22 protein-coding genes and 3 pseudogenes are annotated in these 26866 nt (G+C 56.5%); 14 read left to right on the forward strand and 11 right to left on the reverse strand.

Annotated elements, in window-relative coordinates; genetic code table 11:
* Positions 1-7 precede the first annotated feature (7 nt).
* On the reverse strand, positions 8-964 hold the full coding sequence (locus HB779_RS17610; protein ID WP_188343554.1) for an AEC family transporter: 957 nt from the start codon (positions 962-964) through the stop codon (positions 8-10).
* 103 nt (positions 965-1067) lie between these two features.
* Between HB779_RS17610 and HB779_RS17615 the strand changes: the two genes are divergently transcribed.
* From HB779_RS17615 to HB779_RS17640, 6 genes and pseudogenes are all read left to right on the forward strand, one after another.
* Positions 1068-1655 (forward strand): histidine phosphatase family protein, encoded by a 588-nt coding sequence (locus tag HB779_RS17615; protein ID WP_188343555.1) that lies wholly within the window; start codon positions 1068-1070, stop codon positions 1653-1655.
* A 129-nt stretch (positions 1656-1784) separates the two neighbouring features.
* Positions 1785-2066, forward strand: a complete 282-nt coding sequence (locus tag HB779_RS17620) for an acyl carrier protein (RefSeq protein WP_188343556.1) — start codon at positions 1785-1787, stop codon at positions 2064-2066.
* A gap of 71 nt (positions 2067-2137) precedes the next feature.
* Positions 2138-3322, forward strand: coding sequence for a beta-ketoacyl-ACP synthase (locus HB779_RS17625; protein ID WP_188343557.1), 1185 nt, complete (start codon positions 2138-2140; stop codon positions 3320-3322).
* Between the two features lie 11 nt (positions 3323-3333).
* Positions 3334-4612: pseudogene (locus HB779_RS17630) on the forward strand (beta-ketoacyl-ACP synthase).
* Positions 4613-4639: 27 nt separating this feature from the next.
* Positions 4640-5668: a zinc-binding dehydrogenase gene (locus HB779_RS17635; protein WP_188343558.1), complete on the forward strand. Its 1029-nt coding sequence runs from the start codon at positions 4640-4642 to the stop codon at positions 5666-5668.
* Between the two features lie 3 nt (positions 5669-5671).
* The gene (locus HB779_RS17640) at positions 5672-6604 is read left to right on the forward strand and encodes a lipid A biosynthesis lauroyl acyltransferase (protein ID WP_188343559.1); all 933 of its coding nucleotides are present in this window, start codon (positions 5672-5674) and stop codon (positions 6602-6604) included.
* A 26-nt stretch (positions 6605-6630) separates the two neighbouring features.
* Here the strand turns inward: HB779_RS17640 and HB779_RS17645 are convergent, their stop codons facing one another.
* From HB779_RS17645 to HB779_RS17655, 3 genes are all read right to left on the reverse strand, one after another.
* The gene (locus HB779_RS17645) at positions 6631-7545 is read right to left on the reverse strand and encodes a DmsC/YnfH family molybdoenzyme membrane anchor subunit (RefSeq protein ID WP_188343560.1); all 915 of its coding nucleotides are present in this window, start codon (positions 7543-7545) and stop codon (positions 6631-6633) included.
* 200 nt (positions 7546-7745) lie between these two features.
* The gene (locus HB779_RS17650) at positions 7746-8513 is read right to left on the reverse strand and encodes a 4Fe-4S dicluster domain-containing protein (RefSeq protein ID WP_188343561.1); all 768 of its coding nucleotides are present in this window, start codon (positions 8511-8513) and stop codon (positions 7746-7748) included.
* The gene (locus HB779_RS17655; RefSeq protein ID WP_188343562.1) at positions 8510-11362 is read right to left on the reverse strand and encodes a molybdopterin oxidoreductase family protein; all 2853 of its coding nucleotides are present in this window, start codon (positions 11360-11362) and stop codon (positions 8510-8512) included. Before HB779_RS17655 ends, HB779_RS17650 begins: the two co-directional genes overlap by 4 nt.
* 158 nt (positions 11363-11520) lie before the next feature.
* On the opposite strand from HB779_RS17655, the gene HB779_RS17660 reads away from it, so the two are divergent.
* The 5 genes from HB779_RS17660 to HB779_RS17680 all read left to right on the forward strand — a co-directional run bounded on the left by HB779_RS17660 (position 11521) and on the right by HB779_RS17680 (position 18010).
* Complete coding sequence (locus tag HB779_RS17660) at positions 11521-12792, forward strand: acetylornithine deacetylase/succinyl-diaminopimelate desuccinylase family protein (protein WP_188343563.1); 1272 nt, start codon at positions 11521-11523, stop codon at positions 12790-12792.
* Between the two features lie 60 nt (positions 12793-12852).
* Entirely contained in the window at positions 12853-14337 is a 1485-nt protein-coding gene (locus HB779_RS17665; RefSeq protein WP_188343564.1) for an ABC transporter substrate-binding protein, read from the forward strand.
* A gap of 252 nt (positions 14338-14589) precedes the next feature.
* The gene (locus HB779_RS17670; RefSeq protein ID WP_188343565.1) at positions 14590-15537 is read left to right on the forward strand and encodes an ABC transporter permease; all 948 of its coding nucleotides are present in this window, start codon (positions 14590-14592) and stop codon (positions 15535-15537) included.
* Entirely contained in the window at positions 15534-16385 is an 852-nt protein-coding gene (locus HB779_RS17675; protein WP_188343566.1) for an ABC transporter permease, read from the forward strand. Before HB779_RS17670 ends, HB779_RS17675 begins: the two co-directional genes overlap by 4 nt.
* Complete coding sequence (locus HB779_RS17680) at positions 16382-18010, forward strand: ABC transporter ATP-binding protein (RefSeq protein ID WP_188343567.1); 1629 nt, start codon at positions 16382-16384, stop codon at positions 18008-18010. The genes HB779_RS17675 and HB779_RS17680 overlap by 4 nt, the downstream gene beginning before the upstream one ends.
* Here HB779_RS17680 and cbiB read toward each other — a convergent pair.
* The 4 genes and pseudogenes from cbiB to cobA all read right to left on the reverse strand — a co-directional run bounded on the left by cbiB (position 18007) and on the right by cobA (position 22158).
* The gene (gene cbiB / locus HB779_RS17685) at positions 18007-18984 is read right to left on the reverse strand and encodes an adenosylcobinamide-phosphate synthase CbiB (protein ID WP_188343568.1); all 978 of its coding nucleotides are present in this window, start codon (positions 18982-18984) and stop codon (positions 18007-18009) included. The genes HB779_RS17680 and cbiB overlap by 4 nt on opposite strands.
* A gap of 29 nt (positions 18985-19013) precedes the next feature.
* Positions 19014-20025 (reverse strand): annotated as a pseudogene (gene cobD / locus HB779_RS17690) (threonine-phosphate decarboxylase CobD).
* The gene (locus HB779_RS17695; RefSeq protein WP_188343569.1) at positions 20025-21323 is read right to left on the reverse strand and encodes a cobyrinate a,c-diamide synthase; all 1299 of its coding nucleotides are present in this window, start codon (positions 21321-21323) and stop codon (positions 20025-20027) included. Before HB779_RS17695 ends, cobD begins: the two are co-directional and overlap by 1 nt.
* Positions 21320-22158, reverse strand: a pseudogene (gene cobA, locus HB779_RS17700) (uroporphyrinogen-III C-methyltransferase). The gene HB779_RS17695 and the pseudogene cobA overlap by 4 nt, the downstream one beginning before the upstream one ends.
* A gap of 134 nt (positions 22159-22292) precedes the next feature.
* On the opposite strand from cobA, the gene HB779_RS17705 reads away from it, so the two are divergent.
* Positions 22293-23384: a cobalt-precorrin-5B (C(1))-methyltransferase gene (locus tag HB779_RS17705; protein WP_371823938.1), complete on the forward strand. Its 1092-nt coding sequence runs from the start codon at positions 22293-22295 to the stop codon at positions 23382-23384.
* Positions 23371-24117, forward strand: coding sequence for a cobalt-precorrin-6A reductase (locus HB779_RS17710; protein WP_188343571.1), 747 nt, complete (start codon positions 23371-23373; stop codon positions 24115-24117). The genes HB779_RS17705 and HB779_RS17710 overlap by 14 nt, the downstream gene beginning before the upstream one ends.
* 150 nt (positions 24118-24267) lie before the next feature.
* Here HB779_RS17710 and cobM read toward each other — a convergent pair whose 3' ends face one another.
* The 3 genes from cobM to HB779_RS17725 are packed head-to-tail and all read right to left on the reverse strand — an operon-like array spanning position 24268 to position 25867.
* Complete coding sequence (gene cobM / locus HB779_RS17715) at positions 24268-25029, reverse strand: precorrin-4 C(11)-methyltransferase (RefSeq protein ID WP_188343572.1); 762 nt, start codon at positions 25027-25029, stop codon at positions 24268-24270.
* 2 nt (positions 25030-25031) lie between these two features.
* On the reverse strand, positions 25032-25439 hold the full coding sequence (locus HB779_RS17720) for a cobalamin biosynthesis protein (protein ID WP_188343573.1): 408 nt from the start codon (positions 25437-25439) through the stop codon (positions 25032-25034).
* On the reverse strand, positions 25439-25867 hold the full coding sequence (locus HB779_RS17725) for a TerB family tellurite resistance protein (RefSeq protein WP_188343574.1): 429 nt from the start codon (positions 25865-25867) through the stop codon (positions 25439-25441). Before HB779_RS17725 ends, HB779_RS17720 begins: the two co-directional genes overlap by 1 nt.
* Before the next feature lie 172 nt (positions 25868-26039).
* On the opposite strand from HB779_RS17725, the gene HB779_RS17730 reads away from it, so the two are divergent.
* The gene (locus tag HB779_RS17730) at positions 26040-26831 is read left to right on the forward strand and encodes a TSUP family transporter (protein WP_188343575.1); all 792 of its coding nucleotides are present in this window, start codon (positions 26040-26042) and stop codon (positions 26829-26831) included.
* Positions 26832-26866 lie beyond the last annotated feature (35 nt).

Below are 26866 nucleotides of genomic sequence, written 5' to 3' on the forward strand. Positions count from 1 at the left end.
GCCTGACCTAACCGAAAACGTGTGTCGCAACCGTGACCCAGAATACCATCGACACGGCAGAAAGCGCCGTGGCGACGACCATGGAATTGGAAGCCAATGCCTGACCTGTCCCGAACTTGGTGGCAATAAGATAGGAATTGACCCCGGCGGGCAGCGCAGCCGAAATAACCGCGATCTTGGCCGTAAATGGTGTCAGATCAATCAGCAGCGCCATTGCCAAAACCACGGCAGGCATGATGAACAGTTTGATCATCGCAATGACCAGCGAAGCGGCCAGCTGTCCTGATATCCCGAATTTCTTCAGCCCCATTCCCATGGCAAACAATGCCACCGGTCCGGCGACACTACCCAACAGCTCAACCAATGAATCGACCACGACCGGCAATTGCAGACCGCTCCAACGCCAGATCCACCCTCCAAGGATTCCAAGCACAAAAGGATTGCGCAAAAGGCTTCTGAAAAACGAGGTCACGACCTTGTGAAGACTGCGTTCCCCGTCGAGCACGCCGTCGCGGCGCAGGGCGATCTCGTGCAAGGTAATCGAAGCCGCCATGACACTTGGCATATGAATCGCCACGATCAGCGACAGGATGGCAAATCCGTCCTGACCATATACACCAAGCATCAGTGGCATGCCGAGGAACACCAGATTCGAGAAGGCGCCCGAAACCCCTGCGACCACACCGGCCCGATTGTCCCTGTGAAAAATGACCTTGATCGCCAGATCCGATAGCGCCCAGGCTACTGCAAGCCCAGTGAAGTAGGATGCCCACAATCCCCACGGCGCCGAGCCGTGAAAGTCTGCCGTCACCATCGTTCTGAACAGCAACAGGGGTGCGGCGATCATAAAGACAAACTCGGAAAGCCCGTCGCCAACCCGCTCATCGAGCAGCTTGAAGTGTGCCGCAGCATAAGCGACGGCAATCCCCCCAAAAACCACAATGATTGTTTGAACGAGACCCATTGTCTTCCGCAATAAGCCTGCGGCAACGACCGTGCAAGATACACACAAGCTTTCACTTTATTTTTCTTGGCCAAATCACCATCTCCACTGCTAAGGAGAATGAATGTTGAAGCAATTGCGATTTTGGACTTTTTCGACACTGACGCTGATCCTGAGCGTGTTCATATCCATTCCAACGGCATTTGCGACCGACGCGGCCTGGGCGCGGCTGACGCGGGGCGGCTATACGGTTTTGCTGCAAGGCGGCGATTCCTCGGGCACGCTCAGCCCAACAACCGACACAACGGTTGATTGCACGCAGGTTCGGACACTTTCAGACCGCGGTCATCAGCTTGCGCAGAAACTGGGTGCACGCTTTGCCGCCAAAGCCATACGAATCGACAAAGTTATGGCAAGCCCGGTCTGCAATGCGCAGGAAACGGCACGGCTGGCTTTCAGCGGCGTATCTGTGGAAATTGTCAGCGCCCTTGGTCCTTTGGCCGATGACGAAGCGGCGAAACAATCGCAAATCGACCAGATTCGTGCAATGATTGCTGAATTCAAGAGTTCCGGCAATCTGGTAATGATGACGGATCGTGCCAATATAACCGCCTTGACCGGTATCATCCCGCGCCCGACGGAGGCGGTGGTGGTGTCGTCTCCCGAAGCAGGGGAAACGGTTCATATTGCAGGCAGGATCATTTTCGACTGACGATGGAACTAGTAAAGTATCAATGCGCGGGGTAATTCGGTCTTTCCCTAAGCCATGAAAAACGCTAGATACCGCCTCATTAGACATCAGTGCTTTTTCTAAGGCACCGGAAGCAAAAGGAAACTTGAATTGACCGCAACATTTGACAAGGTCGCCGATATCATTGCTGAAACCAGCGAAATCGACCGCGACTCCATCACTCCGGAAAGCCACACGATTGACGATCTCGGTATCGATAGCCTTGATTTCCTCGACATCGTTTTTGCCATCGACAAGGCCTTCGGTATCAAGATCCCGCTCGAGCAGTGGACTCAGGAAGTCAATGACGGCAAGGTTCCGACCGAAGAATACTTCGTTCTGAAGAACCTCTGCGCCAAGATCGACGAACTCGTCGCTGCCAAAAAAGCCTGATTTCTGGACGCCGTTCCAGTCTGACCATATCCACCTAACCGGGTGCACCGTATGAACGGTGTTGCGAGACAATGCAGAACAACACCGTCGTTATCACTGGCATCGGACTGATTTCATCTTTGGGTGAAGGTGCCGATGCCCATTGGCAGGCTTTTAACGATCACGCCGAACCGCGCATAGATAGCGAAACGTTCAAGCCCTATACGGTTCATCCACTGGGTGAAGTCGACTGGAATCTGCAGATTCCAAAGCGCGGCGACCAGCGGCAGATGGAGACGTGGCAGCGCTTGGGGACCTATGCTGCCGGTCTTGCACTTCAAGATGCTGGCATCAAGGACGACGAAGCACTCTGCGCGACTATGGATATGGTGGTCGCTGCCGGCGGCGGCGAACGGGATGTGACTGTCGATACGCAGATTCTGGCTGAAGCCCGCGTCCGCAACGATCTCGGTACGATGCTCAATGAGAAGTTGACGACCGAGCTGCGTCCGACGCTCTTTCTCGCCCAGTTGTCTAATCTGCTGGCCGGCAATATTTCCATCGTCCACAAGGTCACCGGCTCCTCACGCACATTCATGGGCGAAGAGGGTGCAGGCATTTCCGCGCTTGATACAGCGGTCGCGCGTATCCGGTCGGGTCAAAGCACCCATGCGCTGGTCGGTGGCTCCTATAATTCGGAACATCCTGATATGCTGCTGGGCTACGAGCTCAATGGCATGTTGAAATCCGATGGCTGGGCGCCGCTCTGGCAGCGTGAAGGCACTACGGGCGGCGGCGTTGTCACCGGCTCCGGCGGTGCCTTCCTCGTTCTGGAAAGCGCCGATCATGCGGCCAAGCGGGGTGCCCGCGTCTATGCGGCCATTGAGGGCATCTACAGCGCACAAATCCGCCGCAAGCGTGAAGACCTGAAGGAAACCATCGGCAAACTGGTTGGTGCCGCAAGTGCCGACAAGGCTGCGGGTCTCATTGTATCAGGCGCAACCGGCGCACACGGTGTTACCGCAACGGAAAAGTCCGCGCTTGATGCTTTTGCCAGTGCCGCGATACGCGGTGTTGCCGGCAAAGTGGGCCATTTGCGCGAGGCACAGTTTCCGCTCGCCGTCGGGCTTGCTGCGCTCAGTCTGTTTCACGGCACAGTTTTTCCGCCCGTCGATGCAAAAAATGAAAAGGCTGCGACTGGCAGCCTCGATACGGCCCTTGCGACCTCGATTGGTGCGACCCGTGGCGAAGGCGTCGCTCGCCTCGTCAAAGTTTGAGAGATTGGCATATGTCAAAATACACTGACCATCTTGGCCGCCCCCTCGTTGCAGTAACCGGTCTCGGCGTTGTTTCCTCGCTCGGACAGGGCAAGCAGGATAATTGGGCTGCACTGACATCAGGCACATCCGGCATTCACACCATCACCCGCTTTGCGCTTGACAATCTGCGTACACAAATCGCAGGAACTGTCGATTTTCTTGAGGAAAGCAATCAGGGCGCGTCGGCATTGTCTGAAAAGCTTGCATCGCTTGCAGCTGAAGAAGCGATTGCCCAAGCCGGTTTCGACACGGAAAACTTTGGTGGCCCGTTGTTCTTGGCTGCGCCACCCGTCGAACTTGAATGGCGCAATCGCTTTGCACTTGACGCTCTGGTCAAAAACGAAGGCGAACCCGGCTATGATCTTCTGCTGGCCGCCTGCCGCCGTGGGCCGCAAACGGCCATGTTCAACACGACAGAATTCGGCTTCATCGCCGAACGCCTTGCCGATACGTTCGGCACACGCGGTCTGCCAATCACACTTTCGACTGCCTGTGCATCCGGAGCGACCGCCATTCAGTTGGGGGTTGAAGCAATCCGGCGCGGCGAAAGCGATCGTGTCCTGTCAATCGGCACCGATGGTTCTGTTTCCGCCGAAGCCTTGATCCGCTTCTCGTTGCTCTCTGCTCTTTCTACCCATAACGACCCCGCCCACAAGGCAGCCAAGCCGTTCTCCAAGGACCGTGATGGTTTTGTCATGGCCGAAGGATCTGGCGCGCTTGTTATGGAATCATTGGAATCAGCCGTTGCACGCGGTGCCAAGATTCTCCGGAATCATGCGCGGATGCGGTGAGAAGGCCGACGATTTCCACCGCACCCGCTCGAAGCCCGACGGCTCGCCTGCTATTGGCGCGGTCCGCGCTGCGCTGGATGATGCCGGTATCAAGGAAGATGCGATAGATTATATCAACGCGCACGGCACCTCGACACCCGAAAACGACAAGATGGAATATCTGGCGCTCTCGACCGTATTTGGCGAGCGCATTTCATCGCTTCCCGTATCTTCCAACAAGTCGATGATCGGTCATACTTTGACCGCGGCTGGCGCCATTGAAGCCGTGTTCTCGATGCTCACCATCGAGACAGGAACGATCCCGCCGACCATCAATTATGACAATCCCGACCCTGCAATCATTCTTGATGTGGTGCCTAATGTGAAGCGCGAAGCCAGCGTCTCTGCGGTACTTTCCAGCTCTTTCGGCTTTGGCGGACAAAATACGTGTCTTGTCATGACGGCAGAACCGAACTAATCCGTCACCTGAATTAGGAAAACGGATATGCGCGCATTACAGCTGATTGAAGACCGCAAGCTCGAGATTGTCGATATTGCTCCCCCGCCCCCGCCCGGTCCGGGTGAAGTAACGGTCAACATCAAAGCTGTTGCGCTCAACCACATTGACGTCTGGGGCTGGCGCGGCATGGCTTTTGCCAAGCGCAAGATGCCGCTGACAATCGGCGCGGAAGCCTCCGGCGTTGTCGATGCCATCGGCCCGGGCGTTGCCAATCTTTTGCCCGGCCAACTGGTTTCGATCTACGGTGCACAGACCTGTGGCCTTTGCCGCCCTTGCCGTGAAGGCCGCGACAATCTTTGCGAACACGTTTCCGGCGTGCATGGTTTCCATCTCGATGGCTTTGCGCAGGAAAAAGTGAACCTGAAAGCCCGCCTGCTCGTCCCGGCACCTCCCGGCGTTGACGAAATCGGAGCGGCTGTAGCGCCTGTCACCTTCGGAACGGTCGAACACATGCTGTTTGACAATGCCAAGCTCGAAGCGGGCGAGACTATCCTTGTCCATGCGGGTGGTTCGGGTATCGGCTCAGCAGCTATTCAGCTTGCCAAGAAGATGGGCTGCACGGTCATCACCACCGTTGGTTCCGACGAGAAGATTGAAAAAGCCAAGGCGCTCGGCGCCGATCACGTCATCAATTATCGCGTCGACCGTTTCGAAGGCGTTGTGCGCAAGCTGACCAAGAAGAAGGGCGTCGATGTTGTCTTCGAGCATGTCGGCGCCGATACCTGGGCCGGTTCCATGCTGTCGCTGCGGCGCGGCGGGCGGCTTGTCACCTGTGGCTCGACCTCGGGCGTCTCGACCAATCTCAACCTGATGATGCTGTTCCAGCAGCAGTTGAAACTGCTCGGCTCCTTCGGCTGCCGTATGGAGAACATGGCCGACGCCATGCAGAAAATGGCGCGCGGACTCGTGCGTCCGGTTATCGATACGGAAGTGGGCTTTGACGACATCGATACTGCGTTGAAGCGCATGGAAGGCCGCGACGTCTTCGGCAAGATTATCCTGCGCGTCAATTAAGGCATGAACCTCAAATTCAAACTTGCTCTGTTCCGCTGGAGCCAGAAGTTGAAGGCATTCAACTACTGGCTGTCGGCGCACGTGATTTTTGGTATTCTTCGCGTGTTGCGGTTGTTGCCTGCGGAAGCGGCGACAAACTTCATTGATTGGTCCGCCCGCCGGATCGGACCTTTGATGGGCCGCCACCGCGTGGCCATGACCAATCTGCGCAAGGCCTATCCTGAAAAGTCCGAAGAAGAATTGCAGCTCATCGCCCGCGATATGTGGGGCAGCATGGCGCGGCTTACTGCGGAATATGTGTTTCTCGACGCGATCTTCGACTATGACCCCAACAGCGATGTGCCGGGGCTGATTGAAGTTCAGGGGCGTGAAATCTTCGAGCGTATTCGCGAGGAGAAAGACCGGCCGCACATCTTTTTCACCGCCCATAGCGGCAATTTCGAGCTTTTGCCAATTTGCGCCGCCACGTTCGACCTGAATGTTACGGCGCTATTTCGCCCGCCGAACAATCCCTATGTTGCCAAGAAAATTCTGAGCGCCCGCCGCACCAATATGGGCCACCTTGTGCCTTCCAAGGCAGGAGCTGCTTGGTCGCTTGCCAGCGTTCTGAACACCAATGGTAATGTCGGCATGCTGGTGGACCAGAAGTTCCACCGCGGCATTGCCTCGACCTTCTTTGGCCGCCCCTGCAAAACCAATCCGCTTCTGGCAAAGCTCGCACGTCAATACGATTGCGATGTTTATCCGGCACGCTGTGTGCGTCTGCCCGGTGGCCGCTTCCGTCTCGAACTGGAAGACAAGATGGAATTGCCACGCGACGAAGCAGGTGCGGTTGATATCGCCCAGACCGTGCAGCTGGTGAATGATAAGGTCGAAGCCTGGGTGCGGGAATATCCCGGCCAATGGATGTGGTTCCACAAGCGCTGGAATGCCTGAGTGAGCGGCTGATGCCGCTCATGAAATCAGTAGTAATTCATCACCGCATGCTTTGCTTCAGCAAAGAACAGCCAGCGTTCGACAAACACACCGAGCAGATGCAGTAATATGGCGATAGCCAGCAGAGCAATGCTCACCACGCTCTCGCCAATGCTCATGGCAATCAGCAACGCGATGATGGGTAAGATGGCACCGCTGACAAAAGCAATGAGCCAGAGCTTGCTTGCGTGCTTGCGGGCAACGCGAAAACCCATCTCACGGGTCAGATAATTATCCAGCGCATGCGGCCGTTCCAGCAGTCTAACCTTGCCGATAGAGCCTAGCCCGGTTGCACTTTCAGGAGTGGATGTCGCAATCAGCGTTCTTGCGCGTTTGCGCCAGACCATCTTTGCGACAAGCGCGAAAAGCAAGAACAGCAAGGCCAGCAGCTGCAGCGGCAATCCCCTCTGCGCGTCAAAACTGGCGAAAAGTGAACCGAGCAACAGGCCACCTGCCAGCGAGAACAACAGGAAACACAGCGGTGTGAGGTGTGTGTGCCAGGAATCGACGGTTTTCAGCGAGGCATAGATCATCGACGTACTATAAACGGTGACCAGTGCGCCCAGCACGCTGATCAAGCCAAGAACCGTGTCGTACCGGTCAGCAAAGAGGCATAGCGCAGCGCTAAGAACAAGGGGAACAAACGTTGCAATTGCCATCACGCCTTCACGCGAGAGCCAGCTCGAACGCCACTGACTCAAGGCCCGCCACGCCCGCTGTGGATTGCCCAGATGCAGGAGCGAAGACAAAAGACCCATGCCAATCAGCGCCAGCGCTGTGAGATAGGCAATTTTGGTCGGCAATGCGGATGGATCGAGAAATCCGAGCCCCAAAATGACAGCAAGGCCATAGCCGAGACCTGATAGCGTGGTGAAGATAATGATCGAATAGGCCGGATGCATTCAGGATACCAATGGGGATAAGCAATCACCCCCCTCTGCCCTGTCGGGCATCTCCCCCGCAAGGGGGGAGATCAGCTTGCATGCCCGCCTTTGCCAAACCAGAAATGTCGCATGTTGTGCGAATACGTCGATGACAATGTGATCTCCCCCCTTGCGGGGGAGATGTCCGACAGGACAGAGGGGGGTGAAAAACTGCATTCTCAAATCCGGTCCAGTGTTTTGTCGAGCCACGCAAAGAATCCTCTCGCACCCTCGGTGTTTTCGGCCAGCGGAATCATTGGCGCTGCACTCGCCAATGACGTACGCGGGCGCGGCGGCAGATATTTGTTTGTCGGCCTTGTCTCCTGTTCCGGCATCAGATCGAACCCGCCTCGCTCCGCAACCATCACCGACACATCAGATGCTGGATCGCCGAGATCGCCATAATGGCGGGCATTGGCAGGACAAGTCCGCACGCAGGACGGTACGCGGTCTTCCTGCTGCAGTGTTTCGTTGTAGATTCGGTCCACGCACAATGTGCATTTCTTCATCACGCCCGCTGCCAGATCCATCTCACGGGCACCATAGGCACAGGACCATGCGCATAGGCCGCAGCCGATACACGTGTCCTCATCGACAAGCACAATACCGTCCTCAGCCCGTTTATACGACGCGCCGGTCGGGCAAACGGTAACGCAAGGCGCATCCTCGCAATGCAGACAGGATTTCGGAAAATGCACGACGCGCGCATCTCCCGCCTCGCCGATGACTTGTCCGCCCTCCGGCACCACTTCAAAACTGTGGACGCGATTGAGAAAGGTGCCGGAAACATCCTCGCCATAGGGATGCTGATCCGATAGCGCATTGCCATAAGCGCCGGTGTTCCATTCCTTGCAGCTGATGACGCAGGCATGGCAGCCCACACAAACATCGAGATCGATGACAAGTCCAAGCTTTTTAGCTGTGCGATGTTGCGGCAAGCTGGTCATTTCGCCCACTCCTGTCCGTATCGCAACTGCTCGGCTGGCTCAGGCTGATTGCCCGGGCGGTGCAGCGTGCCAAAATGCGGCTCACTTATCGCCTCGCCCGCTTCCGCTTTCTCGATCCGCACCCGCAAATCGTACCATGCCGCCTGTCCGGTGACCGGATCAGAATTCGACCAGCGCATGCCATCCGCTTTCGGCGGCAGGAGTTCATGGATCAGGTGGTTCAGAAGAAAACCTTTGGTTGCCTCAGGCGCATTCTTGTCGAGCGCCCATGCGCCGCTGCGTTTGCCGATGGCATTCCACGTCCACATGGTCTTCCCATTCACCGCATCGGTTCGCGCAATCTCGCACTTGATGCGGCCATGATGCGAAATCACCCAGGCCCAGTCGCCATCCTTCAGGCCAAGCTCATCACAGATACCACCCGGTACATAGAGAGGGTTCTTGGTGTGGATTTGGCGAAGCCACGCATTCTGCGACCCCCAGGAATGGTACATCGCCATCGGGCGTTGGGTAATCGCGTGATAGGGATATGTGGCCGTATCGACGCCCTGTTCCTCAAATGGCCGATACCAGTCGGGCAACGGGTCAAAGCATTCAAGCAGTCGCTTCCGGTATTGTTCCGGCGCAACGGGGTTCCGTGTCCCCAGTGCTGACAGTCGAAACTTTTGCAGCGTCTCGACATAGAGCTGAATGGTGACCGGCTGCGGCGTATCGAAAAAGCCTGTATCAATGGCGAACTGCTGGTAGGCGGCATTGTGATGTTTGAAATAAAGCGCCTCTTCTGGAATGTGTTTCATCCAGAACGCACCATTGCCGATATAATTCTTCAACTGGTCCTGATTGGGTGTTCCACGCCCCTCGCCCAATCCATCCGCGTCCCGCCATCCTGACAGCGGGCCAATCCCCGGTTTGCGCTGATGGTTGACGATGTAGTCAGCGTAATCCTTATACAGCGCATCGCCTTGCTCATTGACAAACCCCGGCAGTTTGAGCCGTGCACCAAGATCGATCAGCACGGATTGAAAGCCGCGCACGTTGCGATCCGGCTCCAGCACCGGCCAGCGAATGGCATCACAGGCGGCCTCTGGCTCCGAAATAGGCCGATCCAGCAGCGAGATGCAGTCATGCCGCTCGAGATAGGTCGTATCGGGCAACACGAGATCGGCATAGGCGACCATCTCCGAGGAATAGGCATCCGAATAGATGATTTTCGGTATTTTGTATTCGCCGGTTACCTCGTCACGCGCTTCCAGCATCTTGATCGTGCCGCGCGTGTTCATCGACGAGTTCCACGCCATGTTCGCCATGTAAAGGAACAGTACATCCACCGGATAAGGATCGCCCGCATGGGCATTGGCGATCACCATATGCATCATGCCATGGGCGGAGAGCGGGGCTTCCCAGGAGAATGCCTTGTCGATGCGCTGCGGCTTTCCTTCCGCATCAACAAGCAAATCCTCCGGACCAAGGGGATAGCCAAGATGCGGTCCCGCCAACGGTTTGCCGGGAGTGACATGCTCTGCCCTGCCATGCGGCCGTGGGTGGGCAGTGGCAGGCTTCGGATAAGGCGGCTTATAGCGATAGCCGCCGGGGCAATCTATCGACCCGATAATCGTCTGCAGAACATGGAGGGCCCGTGCCGATTGAAAGCCATTGGAATGCGCAGAAATGCCGCGCATGGCGTGAAAGGTAACAGGGCGCCCGATCATGACGTCGTGCTGTTCGCCCTTCATATCGGTCCACGGCTGATTGAGGATAATTTCCTCTTCGAAAGCCACCCGCGCGATTTCCGCAGCCAGCCCTTTGATGGTCGCTGCCGATATGCCGGTTTCCTTGGCAACGGCTTCTGGCGCGTATTGCGGATCGAGATATTTTTCCGCCATCAGCCGCAGGACGCTGCGAACCTTGCGGCCGTCATCGGTGATAAAATCTGCATTCAGATCAGCGATATGGCCGGGCTCATCAAAACGCACCAGTGCGCCCGTCTTGCGGTCCCGCACCAGTGCTTTGCCGAGATCGTCGCGCAGGAATAGGCCATGATCTTCCTTGTCCGCATCGTCAATCACCAGCCAAGGCGCATTGGTATAGCGCTGCAGGTAATCCAGATCGATCTGCCCGTTGCGAAACAACTCGTGGATGATAGCAAGGATCAGCAGGCCATCCGTTCCCGGCCGGATGCCGATCCAATTGTCGGCAACAGCGGAATAGCCTGTCCGCACCGGATTGACCGAAACAAACCGCGCGCCGTTTTTCTTCAGCTTGGAGATACCCATCTTGATGGGATTGGAATCGTGATCCTCGGCCACCCCGAACAGCACAAACAGCTTGGTCTTGTCCCAATCCGGCGCGCCAAATTCCCAGAAGGCACCCCCGATCGTATAGATTCCAGCCGCCGCCATATTGACCGAGCAGAAGCCGCCATGGGCCGCATAGTTGGGCGTGCCGAAATTCTGCGCCCAAAAGCTTGTCAGTGCCTGTGATTGATCACGTCCCGTGAAGAAAGCCAGCTTTTGCGGCGCTGTCTCGCGGATAGGCTTGAGCCAATCCACAGCCAGTGACAAAGCTTCCTCCCAACTGATTTCCTTGAACTCACCCGACCCGCGCGGTCCTGTCCGCAACAAGGGCGCTTGCAACCGCGCCGGTGAATAATGCTGCATGATGCCCGCAGAGCCCTTGGCACAGAGCACACCCTTGTTGATCGGGTGATCGCGGTTGCCTTCGATATAACGGACTTTGCCGTCTTTCAGATGCACATCGATGCCGCAACGGCAGGCACACATGTAACAGGTGGTTTTGCGAATCTCATCACCAACCGGCTCCGACAGAGCGATGTACGGTTCGGTTTGCATTTCTTGATTGCCTCGCTGGTGACGTCGCAGAATCCTGTTTTATAAGAACAATTCTAATCCGCCAAACACACAAGCGACATTGCACAAGGAAAACGCCCATCGCGATTGCAACAAGTTGCTACTTGCCAAATCGGGACCTTGCCTGATTTGATAGCTTAATGGACGAAAAACTCTCCCGCGCTATTGAAAAACGACGTGATGACCTGATTGCACTGACACGCGATCTCATACGCTTTCCAACGGTTAATCCGCCCGGCGAGTCCTACACACCCTGCGCTGAATATCTCGCGGCAAGGTTGAAAAAGAGCGGTTTTGAAACGCAGTTGATTCGCGGCGAAGGCACACCCGGTGACACTGACCGCTATCCACGTACCAATATCGTCGCGCGCTTCGATGGCCGGACACATGGCCAAACTGTACATTTCAACTCGCACATCGATGTGGTCGATGCGGGCGAAGGCTGGACTGTTGATCCTTTCGAAGGCGTGGTGAAAGATGGCAAGGTCTACGGACGCGGCGCTTGCGATATGAAAGGCGGCCTTGCCGCTTCAATTATTGCTGCCGAAGCATTTCTCGAAGTCTATCCTGATTTTGCCGGAGCCATCGAAATCTCCGGCACCGTCGATGAGGAATCCGGTGGCTTTGGCGGTGTGGCCTATCTGGCCAGCAAAGGATTTTTCTCCAAACCGCGCGTTGACCACGTCATCATCCCGGAGCCACTTAACAAGGACCGAATCTGTTTGGGCCATCGCGGCGTCTGGTGGGCTGAGATCGAAACCAAGGGTGAAATCGCCCACGGTTCAATGCCGTTTCTCGGCGATTGCGCTGTACGCCACATGGGCGCAGTACTCGATGCCTTCGAGAAAGAGCTATTTCCGGAACTCGACAAGAAACAGACGCGCATGCCCGTCGTGCCCGAAGGTGCCAAGCGTTCCACAATGAATATCAATTCAATCCATGGGGGCCAGACGGACGATTACTCTGGTCTGCCATCTCCCAATGTTCCAGACTCCTGCCGCCTCACCATCGACCGGCGTTTCCTGCTTGAAGAGGACATCATGGAAGTCAAACGCGAGGTGACCTCGATCCTCGACCGGTTGCAGTGGGAACGGCCGAAGTTCCACTACAACATCCGCGACATTATGGAAGTGCAGCCACTGATGACCGAGCGTGATGCGCCGGTGGTTACCGCCGTTGCGCAGGGCATTCGCGAAGTCTTTGGCAAGGAGCCGGATTATGTGATTTCACCCGGCACTTACGATCAAAAGCATATCGCCCGTATCGGCCTGTTGCATGATTGTATCGCTTACGGGCCCGGCATTCTCGATCTTGCCCATCGCCCTGACGAATATGTGGGTATTGAAGACATGATCGAGTCGGCAAAGGTCATGGCGCTGGGACTGAAAGTTCTTCTGTCCGGTTCTATCTAGGCCAACAAAAATATGCTGATCTGCATGGGGTTTTACGGCAAAGTCTTTGGGAGACGTGGAATGAAACATTTCTGGAAATCGGCCCTTGCGGCCAGCGCACTTGTCTTTCTGTCGGCTACCGTGTCCTTTGCTGCCAAAACAGATCTCGTGCTTGGTGTCGTACTGGAGCCGCCGCATCTCGATCCAACTGCGGGTGCCGCCACAGCAATCGGCGAAGTGGTCTACGCCAACGTTTTCGAAGGATTGACCCGCATTGATGCCAAGGGTCAGGTTCTACCCGCGCTCGCCGAGAGCTGGACCATTTCCGAGGATGGTAAGGTCTATACCTTCAAGCTGCACAAGGACGTCAAATTTCACGATGGCACGGCCTTCGATGCTGAGGATGTGAAATTCTCGCTCGACCGGGCGCGCGGCGAAAAATCCACCAATCCGCAGAAACCTCTGTTTGCATCCATCGACACCGTTGAGGTGGTTGATCCGCTGACCGTCAAAGTCACGCTCAAACAACCAAACGGTGATTTCCTCTATAATATGGGCTGGGCTGCTGCAGTCATCGTCGCGCCGGAAAGCGCCGACACCAATAAGGAAAAGCCTGTTGGTACCGGTCCCTTTAAATTCGACAATTGGGCCAAAGGCTCGCAAATTGTCATCACCAAAAACCCTGGCTATTGGGGCACCCCAGTTGCATTGACCAAGGCAACCTTCCGGATCATTCCTGATCCGGCAGCAGCAACGGCTGCTCTCCTCGCAGGCGACGTACAGGCATTTCCTGTCTTTCCGAGCTATGAAGCAGTCGCACAATTCCAGACCGATCCGCGTTTCAAGGTCGTTATCGGCACGACCGAAGGCGAGACCATCCTTGGAATGAACAACAAGAAGCCGCCATTTGATAATCTGAAGGTCAGGCAGGCGATTTCCCACGCCATCGACCGCAAGACGGTGATCGACGGGACGATGTTTGGGCTTGGAACGCCGATTGGCTCGTTCTTTCCGCCGCATCACCCGGCATATCTCGATCTGACCGGCGAGTCTGCCTATGATCCGGCATTGGCCAAGAAACTTCTGGCCGAAGCTGGTCATGCTGATGGCTTCAAGACCACGCTTAAACTGCCGCCTCCGGTTTATGCCCGGCGTGGCGGCGAGATCATTGCCGCAGAGCTGCGCGAGATTGGTATTGAAGCCGAGATTATTCCGGTTGAATGGGCGCAGTGGCTGGAACAGGTGTTCAAGGGCAAGGATTATGACCTCACAATTGTGTCCCACACGGAGCCGAACGATCTGAATATCTTTGCCCGTGATGATTATTACTTCAACTATAACAATCCCGCCTTCCGGGATGTGATCAAGCAGATTGAAGCAACATCCGACACTGCCAAACGCACCGAGCTTTATCAGCAGGCACAGAAAATCCTCGCTGCCGACGCTCCGGTCGCCTTTCTGTTTCAGCTACCCAAAACCGGTATCTGGGATGCAAAGGTCGAGGGGCTGTGGGAAAACGGCCCCATCCCGGCCAATGACCTGACGGCGGTGAAATGGGCCGAGTGACGGGTTGATGGATTTGGGTTGCTTCACCCCCCTCTGCCCTGTCGGGCATCTCCCCCACAAGGGGGGAGATCAGCCTGCATTGCTGTCTCATCGAAATTTGAAATGTTTCCGATTGTGCAAAAGCGGTGATGTCGATGTGATCTCCCCCCATGTGGGGGGTCCGAAGGACGGGCGAGACCCGTGGCTCGCCCCGGAAAGCGACAGGACAGAGGGGGGTGGGTACTCTCGTCAACAACTGGGCTTAGAGCACCTATGCTGAACTACGTATCCAAGCGGGTGCTCATCGGCATACTCACGCTTTTGGCCGCTTCCATCGTCGTTTTCATCGTTCTTGAAATCGTTCCGGGTGATCCGGTGCGGCTGATGCTTGGCATCAATGCCACGGAAGATGCAGTTCAAGCCTTGCAACAGCAAATGGGATTGGATCAGCCATTGCTGACCCGCTATTTCAGCTGGATTGGTGGACTTTTAACCGGCGATTTTGGCAAATCCTACACTTACTCTGTTCCCGTCCTGAACCTCATCACCGAACGCATCGCTGTGTCCCTGCCGCTGGCGCTGATCTCGCTCTTTCTGTCGACCATCATCGCCATTCCAGTTGGACTGTTTTCCGCATCGCGGCGCGGGACACTTGCCGATAGTGGCACGATGGGCATCGCCCAGATTGGCGTTGCCATCCCAAACTTCTGGTTCGCGCTGCTGCTGGTCTATGTCTTCGCCGTGTCGTTACGTCTTGTGCCCGCAGGCGGCTTTCCCGGCTGGAATGCGGGACTGTGGGCTGGTTTCAAATCGCTGATCCTGCCCTCCATTGCCCTCGGGCTACCGCAGGCAGCTATTCTTGCCCGTGTGACACGCTCTGCCCTGCTTGATGTGCTGGGCGAAGATTATATCCGCACTGCCCGTGCCAAGGGTCTGACGCGCCGCAAAGTGCTGTACCGGCATGCGCTGCGCAATGCGCTCATTCCGATATTGACAATTCTTGGACTGCAGTTCGCATTTCTGCTGGCTGGCACCATCATCATTGAAAACGTGTTTTACCTGCCCGGATTGGGCCGTCTGGTGTTTCAGGCCATCACCCAGCGCGATCTGATTGTGGTTGAGGGCGTCGTGATGCTGCTGGTGGCAACCGTCATTCTCGTCAACCTTCTGGTTGATCTTTCCTATGCGCTGGTTGATCCGCGTCTGCGGGGCCGTTCATGAGCCCGGAATGGCAGGGCAATATTTCCAAGGCGTTTTCCAACCGGTCGTTTGTCATTGGCTTGACGATTACAGTGCTGCTGGCCCTGATGGCGGCGCTTTCTCTTGTCTGGACACCCTATGCCGTTGGCTCGTTTGATATTCTGGGCAAACTCAAACCGCCATCGGCGGCCCACTGGCTAGGGACTGATCATTTTGGCCGCGATATCCTGTCGATGATCATGGTTGGCAGCCGCAACTCCATCGCGGTTGCCTTTGTCTCGGTTGTTATTGGCGCTGGCGTCGGGGTGCCGCTCGGTCTTTGGGCAGCCGCACGTGGCGGGATGATCGACGAAGCATTGATGCGCTTCAACGACCTGGTCTTTGCCTTTCCGGCACTTTTGTCGGCTGTGATGATCACCGCTGTGTTCGGTCCTGGCGCCATCAACGCCATCATTGCTATCGGCATCTTCAACATTCCCGTCTTTGCGCGGGTGGCACGCGGGGCGGCGCTCTCGCTCTGGCCGCGCGAATATGTTCTTGCCGCCCGGGCGTCGGGCAAAGGGTCGGCGCGTATTACAGTCGAGCACATCCTGCCCAACATGATGAACCTGCTCGTCGTACAGGGCACCATCCAGTTTTCCCTTGGCATTCTCGCTGAAGCGGGCCTGTCCTATGTAGGTCTTGGATCGCAGCCACCCATGCCCAGTTGGGGCCGGATGCTGTTCGAAGCACAAACCATGATCGGCATGGCACCGCATATGGCGCTTTATCCCGGCCTCGCCATCGTTATTACGGTTCTCGGGCTCAACCTGCTTGGCGATGGTCTCAGAGACATTCTCGATCCGAAAATGCGGCGGGAGCGTTCATGAGCCTGCTCGAAATCAAAGGCCTGAAGCTGAGAATTGGCGCCTTCGAAGCACTGAAGGGCATCAATCTGTCGGTCAAGTCAGGAGAAATCCGCGCGTTGGTTGGTGAATCCGGTTCCGGCAAATCCATGACGGCGCTCAGCATCATGCAACTCTTGCCGGGTGGTGCAAAAACCCAAGGTCAAATCCTGTTCGACGGCGTGGATCTGCTGACCACAAGTGAAGCTGACATGTGCCGCTCGCGCGGCAATGATATCGGCATGGTGTTTCAAGAACCCATGACGGCGCTCAACCCTGTCAAAACCATCGGCGAACAGGTTGCAGAAGGCATAAGGCTGCATACCGGAGCGAGCCGCGCCGCTGCCGAAGAACAAACCCGCGCCATTCTGGATCGCGTCGGTCTGCCTACGGCGCAATTTCCGCTCAGCCGCTATCCGCACGAACTGTCCGGCGGTCAGCGCCAGCGCGTGGTGATTGCCATTGCCTGCGCGCTCAAGCCCCGCCTGTTGATTGCCGACGAGCCGACCACTGCGCTGGACGTGGTGTTGCAGGCGCAGATACTCGACCTCCTGCAGAGCCTTGTGCATGAAGAAAGGATGGGCCTGCTGTTGATCAGCCATGATCTGGCAGTTGTCGCGGATGTGGCCCACTCCATCACCGTCCTGCGGCATGGCGAAGTCATGGACAATGGCGAAACGACGCAAATCCTGACGGAACAGACACATCCCTATACGCGTCAATTGGCACAAGCATCAATGCATGTACCGGAACGCACATCGCATCATTCAGGCCAAGCCACGACGAACGGCCCCTTGCTGGCAATCCGCAGTCTGTCGCGAACCTATCCGGGCCGACGCAAAGGTTTTTTTGGCCGCGACGGGGATTTCAAGGCGGTGGACGATGTCTCGTTCGATATCAAGCCAGGACAGTCAACAGCGCTGGTCGGCCGGTCCGGTTGTGGCAAATCCACCCTCGCCCGCATGGTTCTCGCGCTTGAAAAGCCCACTGGCGGGCAAATCCATTTCGCTGGCCGGCGCATCGACAAACTTAGCCAAGAGGACCTGCGGCCTGTCCGGCGTAACATGCAGGTGGTCTTTCAGGACCCCTATGGTTCCTTCAATCCCCGTCACAAGGCAGACCGTCTGATATCTGAACCCTTGTTTTTGCTGGACAGGGACATCCCGGAAGCCGAAAGGCGCGACCGTGTGCATCGCGCGCTTGAACGGGTGGGCATTCCACGAACCGATAAGGATAAATATCCGCACGAATTCTCAGGCGGCCAGCGCCAGCGGCTTGCCATCGCCCGCGCCATCATCACCGAGCCAAAGCTGATCGTCGCCGACGAGCCAGTCTCCGCTCTTGATGTCTCGATACGCGCACAGATCCTTGACCTGTTTGCCGATCTCAATGACCGGCTGGGCGTCGCCTATCTCTTTATCACGCATGATCTCGCCGTTGCCCGGGCCATTACTGACACCGTCATGGTCATGTCAGATGGAAAGATCATGGAACGCGGGAAAACAGAGGAAATTCTGCGCCACCCGCAATCCGAGGCGGGACGTGCGCTGGTCAGTGCCTCGCCCGACCTGCACAAAGCTCTTGCCCGCCGCATTGGTGAACAGGGTTAGAAAAGCCCAAGAAAAAACAAAACCAGCAGAACAGCCATAAACAGCGCGGTCGCCACGCTATAAACGCGCAGCGCTGCATCGATATCGTCCGCACCGACATCGCGATGCCCCGCACCGTTGAGCATAGGCTCATTGGCAACCACACCGCCATAGACGCGCGGCCCGGCAAGAGCGACGTCTATCGCGCCAGCCATCGCGGCCTCAGGCCAACCGGCATTAGGCGAGCGATGCAAACGCGCATCGCGCATCATCACGTTAAATGACCGGGCAGCAGCCTGACTGCCCCGTATAATCCAAGCGGCCACAGCAATCAGCAGACCAGTCAATCGCGCAGGAATCCAGTTGGCGGCATCATCAAGCTTGGCGGCAAACCGGCCAAAGTCGCGGTGGCGGTCATTGAGATGACCAATCATCGAGTCGGCCGTATTCAGCATCTTGTAGGCAAGTAATCCCGGCAGACCAAACAGGGCATACCAGAATGCTGGTGCGATGATCCCATCCGAGGTATTTTCGGCAAGGCTTTCGATGGCGGCGCGCGTAATGGCAGGCTCGTCCAATACTTGTGGATCGCGGCCAACAATCATCGAGACCGCCCGGCGGGCACCAACAAGCCCGTCATTGCGCAGCGCATCCGCCACCCGTGCAACATGCTCACCCAAGCTCTTCTGAGCCAGAAACACAGCAACGATCAAAGCTTCAATCAATCCGCCAAAGGGCGGGATCATTGTCAGCACCCAATGGATGAGACCACCAATCGCACCCGCCAGAACCAGCAGCGCCGACATGGTCAAAAAGCCATCGCGCCGCTTTTCCTGTTCCGTCTTACCAGCCTTGTTGAAACGTTTATCAACGAATGCGATGGCATTGCCGAACAGGACCACCGGATGCGGTACCCTATGCCAAAGCCAATCCGGATCGCCGACATACCGGTCCGCGAGTAAGGCAAGAAACAGAATCAAGAGATTGATTTCCATGAATGTTTCGATCCTCTTGAATCAAAATGTCAGCTACGGATTGCGCCTATTGCTATAGCGAGCCGCTGCCGCAATGTCTCTGCGTCATTCTCATCCAGTGGCAGACCAAAGCGCAACCATTGTGGCGCATAGGCAAATTTTCGCACCAGTACCCGCTGCGTACAAAGCGCATCGTACAAAGCGTGCGCATCCCTGTGTTCAACCAGCGAGAACAGCATTGTCCCGCCAATTTCTTTGAGACCTGTCTTTGCAAAAACATCGCCTAGCAGAGTACGCCGCCGTTCGAGCCGATCCGTAAACGCAGCCCGTCCGGCGGCATCTGAAAATGCTTCCGCCGCGATGGCAAGTGCCGGACCGGAGACCGCCCAAGGCCCCAATCTTTGAACCAGCGCATTGGTAATCGAAGGCGTTGCCAAGGCAAATCCAAGCCGCAAGCCGGCCAGTCCAAAGAACTTGCCAAACGATTTGAGCACAATCAAACCGTCGCGCCCGCAATGGCCAGCAACGCTGGTTTCTGGATGTGGATCAGCAAAGGCTTCGTCGACAATGAGGAATCCTCCCCGCTCGCGCAGTCGGTCTGCGAGATTGAGCAACACATCCCTGCCAACAACACGGCCATCCGGATTGTTGGGATTGACGATCACGGCGACCTTCGCCGTCAGCGGAATCTGCTCGACGCTGTCGCACAAGATGACGTTCCACCCTGTTCGACTGAAAGATGATTGATGTTCCTGATAGGTTGGCCCGACAATGGCAACGTCCCCCCAGAACAACCAGTTCAGGCAGGATCTGGATCAGTGCCTGCGTGCCCGGTGCCGCAACCATTCCTGCGTCTGCGGATGCACCGTAGTAAGCCCGAGCCGCATCGAGCGCTGATTTCAGCAGATTTTCATCCGGCAAGCGGTTCCACACATCGGTTTTGATCGGCGGCAACGGAAAAGCTTCGGGGTTGATGCCGGTGGAAAGATCGAGCCAATCTTCGCGCCGCCCGCCATAGCGGTGCATGGCGCGATCAAGCGCGCCGCCATGTTCAATCTGCATCATCCAGCTATATCAATCATGTGCATGTAAGAACCCGATACGGAGCCAACCCGCAAACCGGCTTCGCCAAGGTCTTCACCCAGCGCATCGCGCACGCGAAACAAGCGCGCGGCATCACCTTCCCGCACAATGCTGGCATAGTGAAACTCGTGCGCCGTGAACGGAAACTGGAATGGAGAGGCTTGCAGCGGTTCAACCCGCCGATACCCCAGATGCATCTTTCGCTTGGCAAAACTGGTTTCCAGCGGCAACAGGCCAAGCATGGGATAAGTTTTCCCCGCGGCGTCCTCGATGCTTTCGCCCAGCGCCATATAGCCCCCGCATTCGCCGTAGACTGGAATGCCGCTTTCTGCCGCGCGGCGGATACCGCCAGCAAAATGTGCAGCTTTCGAAAGTTGCTCCGCATGCAATTCAGGATAACCGCCTGGCAGATAGATCGCATCGCAATCCTCCGCAGGCGCTTCATCGTTGAGCGGTGAAAAGAAACTGATCGTGGCACCACGCCGCCGCCAGCCATCCAGCAAATGCACATAGGAAAATGCAAATGCGTTGTCACGCGCCACGGCAATCCGCTGGCCCAAGGGCGGGACCCGGGCAATGTTCGCCATGGATTCTGCCGGACCAAAACGTCCTGCAATGTGCTGAAGCAAAGTCAGGTCAATCTTTTCGCCGATGACCCTTCCGGCATTGCCAATGAAAGCATCAAGATCAGCAAGTTCACCGGCCTGAATCAGCCCAAGATGCCGTTCCGGCAGATGCAATTTCGGATCGCGCGGGATCACGCCAAGAACGGGAATACCAACCGGCTGAAGCGCCGAACGCAGCATCGCGTCATGGCGTGCGCTGCCAACCCGATTAAGAACAAGTCCGGCGATCATCACATTACGGCGAAAATCCCGGAAGCCGCTGACCAGCGCTGCAATCGAGTGCGATTGCTTTGCGCAATCGACCACGAGAATAACCGGCAGCGACAAATGGGTGGCAAGATCCGCAGCCGAACCTGTTCCATCAATTGCACCGTCAAACAGGCCCATCATACCCTCGACAACCAGAAGCTTGCCGCCCTCCGTGTGGCGGGAAGCCAGCGCGCTGACAAGATCGCGGCGCATCGCCCAGGGATCGAGATTCACGCAGGGCACATCACTGGCAACGCTGTGGTAGGCGGGATCGATATAGTCAGGGCCTGCCTTGGCCGGTGCGATCTTCACACCAAGATCGCGCAAGGCGCGCAGCAGACCCAACGTTACCGTCGTCTTGCCACTGCCCGACGAGGGCGCAGCGATGACAAAGCCTTTCATCCCGCATCCTTTTCGCGGCGCGTTCCCAGCGGATCGTTTTGCAGCACCCTGCCCTCCATCGCACCAAGCCAGTCAAGCGCCGCCCGCAGTCGCACCACCTCGCCAATAACCACGATGGCGGGCGGGCGCAGCCCTGCCTGTTCCACATCGCGTTCAGCTTGCGCCAGCGTCGTTTCCAGCACCTTCTGCTCACCGGTCGTGGCATTGCACACGAAGGCCATGGGCTCGTCTTTCGCTCGTCCGGCGGCGATTAACTTTGCGGCGATCACGCCAATATGCTTCATCGCCATATACATGACGATGACCGATGACCCCTTGGCAATACTCGCCCAATCCATCGTATCCGGAATCAGACCTGTCGCATCATGCCCGGTCAGGAAAGTGACGCTCTGGTTGGTTTCGCGGTGTGTGACAGGAATACCCGCATAGGCCAGACCACCAATCCCGGCAGTTATGCCCGGTACGATGCGGAAAGGAATACCGTGTTCCACCAGCGTCAAAGCCTCTTCACCGCCACGGCCGAAGACAAAGGGATCTCCCCCTTTAGCCGGAGAACGCGCTTGCCACCCTGAGCCAATTCAACCAGCCGCAGCGAAATATCCCGCTGCTGCGGCGACGGTTTCCCGCCGCGTTTGCCTGCATATTCCCGTTCAGAATCAGGGCGGGCAAATGACAGGCATTCCTCATTCACCAATGCATCATAAACAATGACATCGGCCTGTTCGAGCGCATTGACCGCGTGCAGCGTCAGGAGGCCCGGATCACCCGGTCCCGCTCCGACAAGCCAGACATGGCCCGGTTCAAACTTCGGCAGTTTTGATGTCACTGCGCTCATCGCGCTCCCCATATTTGCTCTTTTGCGCATAGCATAATTTTCCGCATCACAAGCATGAACTTATCGGAAAAATCATGCAACTCTATCCCTAGGTGGTCTATAAGACGCGCATGAGCGACGAACCTGATGCCGGAATGCGTAAACCTGATGAACCGAACCACACCCCGCTGCGGCGGGGCTGGACGACGGGAGCCTGCGCGACAGCGGCCACCAAGGCGGCGCTGATTGCCCTGATTACCGGCGAATTCCCCGATCCTGTGGCGATTATCCTGCCGAAGGGCGAAGTTCCGCATTTTCCTCTCGCACTCGAATCGTTTGGCGATGGCTATGCAATCGCCGGTATCGTCAAAGATGCCGGCGATGATCCTGACGTCACGCATGGCGCCACCATCATCTCCACCGTTTTCCCGGCGCCGCCCGGAACCGGCATCCAATTTGTCGCTGGCGAAGGTGTGGGGACAGTGACGTTGCCGGGCCTGCCGATTCAGCCAGGCGAAGCCGCGATCAATCCGGTTCCCCGCGCCATGATGACTGCCATCTGCGAAGAGATTTGTGCGCAATACGATCTTCCTGCTGATCTTGTCATCACCATTTCCGTTCCGGAGGGTGAGGAACTTGCCAAAAAAACCTGGAACCCACGGCTTGGAATCATCGGCGGCATTTCCATTCTCGGCACGACGGGCATCGTTCATCCCTTCTCCTGTGCAGCATGGATTCACTCGATTCATCGCGGCATCGATGTTTCCCGCGCTGCAGGGCTCACGCACGTGCTGGCGGCCACCGGCTCCACCTCGGAAGACGCAGCTCAGGAGATTTACGATCTCCCTGATATCGCATTGCTCGATATGGGCGATTTCGCCGGTGGCCTTTTGAAGTATCTGCGGGTTCACCCGATCGACAAGCTGACTATCGCCGGCGGTTTCGCTAAATTGACCAAGCTGGCGCAGGGCGCGCTTGATCTGCACTCCGCGCGCAGTCAGGTCAGCATGGCATTTCTCGCGGATGAAGCGGAAAAGCTCGGGTTTGACAAAAACATGAGGGAACGGATTCTCAACGCCAATACCGCGCAGGAAGTGCTTGAAATGACTCAAGCATCCGGCATTAATCTCGCATCCGCTATTGCCGAAAAGGCAAAGGCGACAGCACTTGCCACACTCAAAGGCGCGCCCGTTGAAGTGGAATTGATCGTCACGGATCGCAAAGGTGGCATTCTTGCCCGTCTCTGATCGCCGTGTTCTTATTCTGGGCGGAACGGCCGAAGCCACCAAGCTGGCAGCCTCTCTGGTTGCCCAAGGTTATTCTACTATTTCATCATTGGCGGGCCGGACCCGTGATCCTGCGAAGATAGAAGGCGCGGTTCGTACAGGCGGTTTTGGTGGTGCCGAGGGATTGGCCCACTATCTCCTGCACGAGAATATTGCACTCCTCGTTGACGCCACACATCCGTTTGCCACTCAGATTTCCGACAATGCCCTTGCAGCAGTCCAATCAACGCATACTCCATTTGTGCGTCTTGAGCGGCCTGCCTGGCAGCGTAAACCCGGTGATATCTGGAACAGCGTCGCAACATTGGAAGAAGCAGTTTTGTCCATCCCCTCCAGAGCCCGCGTCTTGCTCGCACTTGGACGGCAGCATATTGGGCCATTCTCCAAACGGCGGGACGTTTACTTTGTCGTCCGCATGATCGATCCGCCGGAAACGCCACCGGATTTGGCCGATTTTGAGTTGGAACTATCCAAACCCGGCAAGAAAGATGAGGAGGCCGCGTTTCTGACACGCAAGCGCCTGACCCATATCGTGTGCCGCAACTCTGGCGGATCGGCATCCTATGCCAAGATCGCAGCCGCCCGGGAACTGGGTTTACCGGTCATCATGATTGAGCGGCCGCATCGCCCTGATACCAGCACCTTGCCTGATGTCGACAGCATTATATCGTTCGTACGGGAGAGGTTGGGATAGCATGCACATCCCTTGTGCGTGGTTCGACAAGCTCACCATGAGGGACAGTGAGGATTGCAGGAAGTTAATTCTGCAACATTAGTGATTACTTTGCAGCCCATCCATTTCCCTCATGGTGAGCGTGTCGAACCACGCACAATCGTTTTGCAGCTACTCCGAGCGTGAACGCAGCGTGTGGCTGTGATCCTTGTGATAGAGCGCAGAATCACGAAACGCATCAGCCGACAAGCCTTTGCCGACGAAAATCATGGCAGAGCGGGTAAGGCCGGATTCCCGCACTTTCCCGGTAATATCAGCCAATGTACCATGGATAAACTGCTCATCCGGCCAACCGACACGATAGGCAACGATGACTGGACAGTCAGCACCGTAGAGCGGCGCCAGTTCGCTTTCGATCCGTGTCAGATTGCGGATGGAAAGATGAATGACAAGCGTCGCGCCGGATTTGCCAAGTGTTGCCAGTTCTTCGCCTTCCGGCATGGCGGAAGATTTCATTGATGTGCGCGTCAGAATGATGGTTTGGCAAACCTCGGGAACTGTTAACTCCTTCTTCAGCGCCGCAGCGGCAGCGGCAAAAGCAGGAACGCCGGGGGTAACGTCATATTCAATGCCGAGCGCATCAAGGCGGCGCATCTGTTCGGCAACTGCGCCATAAATCGACGGATCGCCGGAATGAACCCGCGCCACATCCTTGCCTTCGGCCTGCGCGCGCTCGAATTCGGCGATAATCTCATCCAGCGTCAGCGATGATGTATCAACAACGCGGGCGCCCTCCGGCACTTCCGCCACCATTTCCGGTGGCACAAGCGAACCGGCATAGAGACAGACCGGACAGGACTGAATGAGTTTCAGACCACGCACCGTGATAAGATCAGGTGCGCCCGGACCGGCGCCAATGAAATGAACCTTCATATCTATTTCTTCCTTACCGCGAGTGCCGCGGTTGCATGGGCAGATTTTGTCTTGGCAATCACCAAAGCACCCTCAGGGCCGGCAGCGGCAAGTGCTGCCGCTTCAGCCACCCCGTGACTGCCTGTCAGTTCGAACACCCGCCTTGATGGGTTAGCCAGACGCGGTGTTTGTTCTTCAAGCGCTGCAGCCGTGAAGCAAATGAGCGGCAATCCCCATCGTTCTGCCAGCTGAACAATAGCTGGTTCGCTCTGCCGTGCATCGATCGAACAGATACCTGCCAAGTCATCCGGGCTTATATTTGCTTCCCGTAAAACGTTTTCAGCAAGCAAGAACAATTCTTCTGGATCACATCCGCGCTCACAACCCAGCCCCAACATATAGGCGGCAGCAATTTCGCCTGCAGAAACCATCAATGCGACTTGTGAAGCTCTTCCGGCGTCACTCCAAGCAAATCGGCTGTCCTGCGGATCAGATTTGCCTCCTTGGGATCAAGATCATTGTCCGCATTGGCGATCGCAAGAAGATGGCGCAGAAGCATAACCTTGCGCTCGAACGGAACATCGGCAAAGGCCAGCGCAGCCTGCTCGCTGGATGTCTCATAGCCGAAGTCTTTGAGGTATGTGGCGACTTCGCCAAACTCATCGGGAGAAATGCCAAAATCGGTCGAGGCAATGCGCAGGATCGCGGCATATTCCGATTTCTCGGTTTTGCCATCAGCCAGCGCCACATGCAGCAAAAGCAGCAGCTCAGCGGTCAAAACCGGATCGTCAGCAACCTTCTGCACGGCGCTCTTGGAACCGAGAAATGCGGTGATGCGATCAAAAATGCTCTCGCTCATTGTACCCCCAACTGTCTGCACGCGATTGATCGCAGCAGAAACTTTCCAATTCAAGTGCGTAAACAACACACTAGCGCGTGATTCGCACAGTTGAATTGTGCAGGCGCCTAAATGTTCTCGCCAAAGACAAAAATCTCTCTATGTTCCGGCGCATTCTTAATGAGTTCCCGCCATGTCTGCCTTCTTCGAAAATATTCCAGTACTTCTTATCCTTGCCGCCTTTGCTGCAGGTTTTATCGACTCTATCGCAGGTGGCGGCGGATTGATCACCGTTCCGGTGCTGCTTCTTTCAGGCATGTCGCCCGTCGAATCCCTTGGCACCAACAAGCTGCAATCGCTGTTTGGTTCTGCCTCGGCGACCATCGCCTATGCCCAGAAGGGTCATGTCGATCTGAAAAAGCAGTTGCCGTCAGCCCTCATGTCGGCACTTGGCGGCGTCGGCGGCGCATTGCTCGCAGGCTTTTTGCCCGGAGATTTGCTTCGTGCCTTTCTGCCGGTCCTGCTGATCGCAATTGCGCTTTACTTCGCGCTCAAGCCAAATATGGGCGATATCGACCGCACCCGGCGCATGACACCATTTCTCTTCGGCCTTACGATTGTCCCACTCATTGGTTTTTATGACGGCCTGTTCGGTCCGGGAACCGGCTCGTTTTTTATGCTCAGCTTCGTGTCCCTGGCAGGCTATGGCCTGCTCAAGGCAACAGCGCACACAAAACTTCTCAATCTCGCTTCCAATGTCGGTGGCTTCGCTACTTTCGCATTTCTCGGGGTGATCAATTGGAAGATTGGCCTGTGTATGGGCGTCGCCCAATTTATTGGCGCGCGCGTCGGTGCCAGCATGGCCATGAAAAACGGCGCAAAGATCATCAAGCCATTGCTGATTGTCGTCTGTCTGGCCTTGGCGACAAAATTGCTGCTTGATCCCAGCAACCCGATTCGCCTCTGGCTGGCAGCGCTCCTTTAGCAGCAGTGCTGCACGAAGAATGCTGCGTGGTTCGA

The organism is Phyllobacterium sp. 628 (genome assembly GCF_014189505.1).
Taxonomy (GTDB): domain Bacteria; phylum Pseudomonadota; class Alphaproteobacteria; order Rhizobiales; family Rhizobiaceae; genus Phyllobacterium.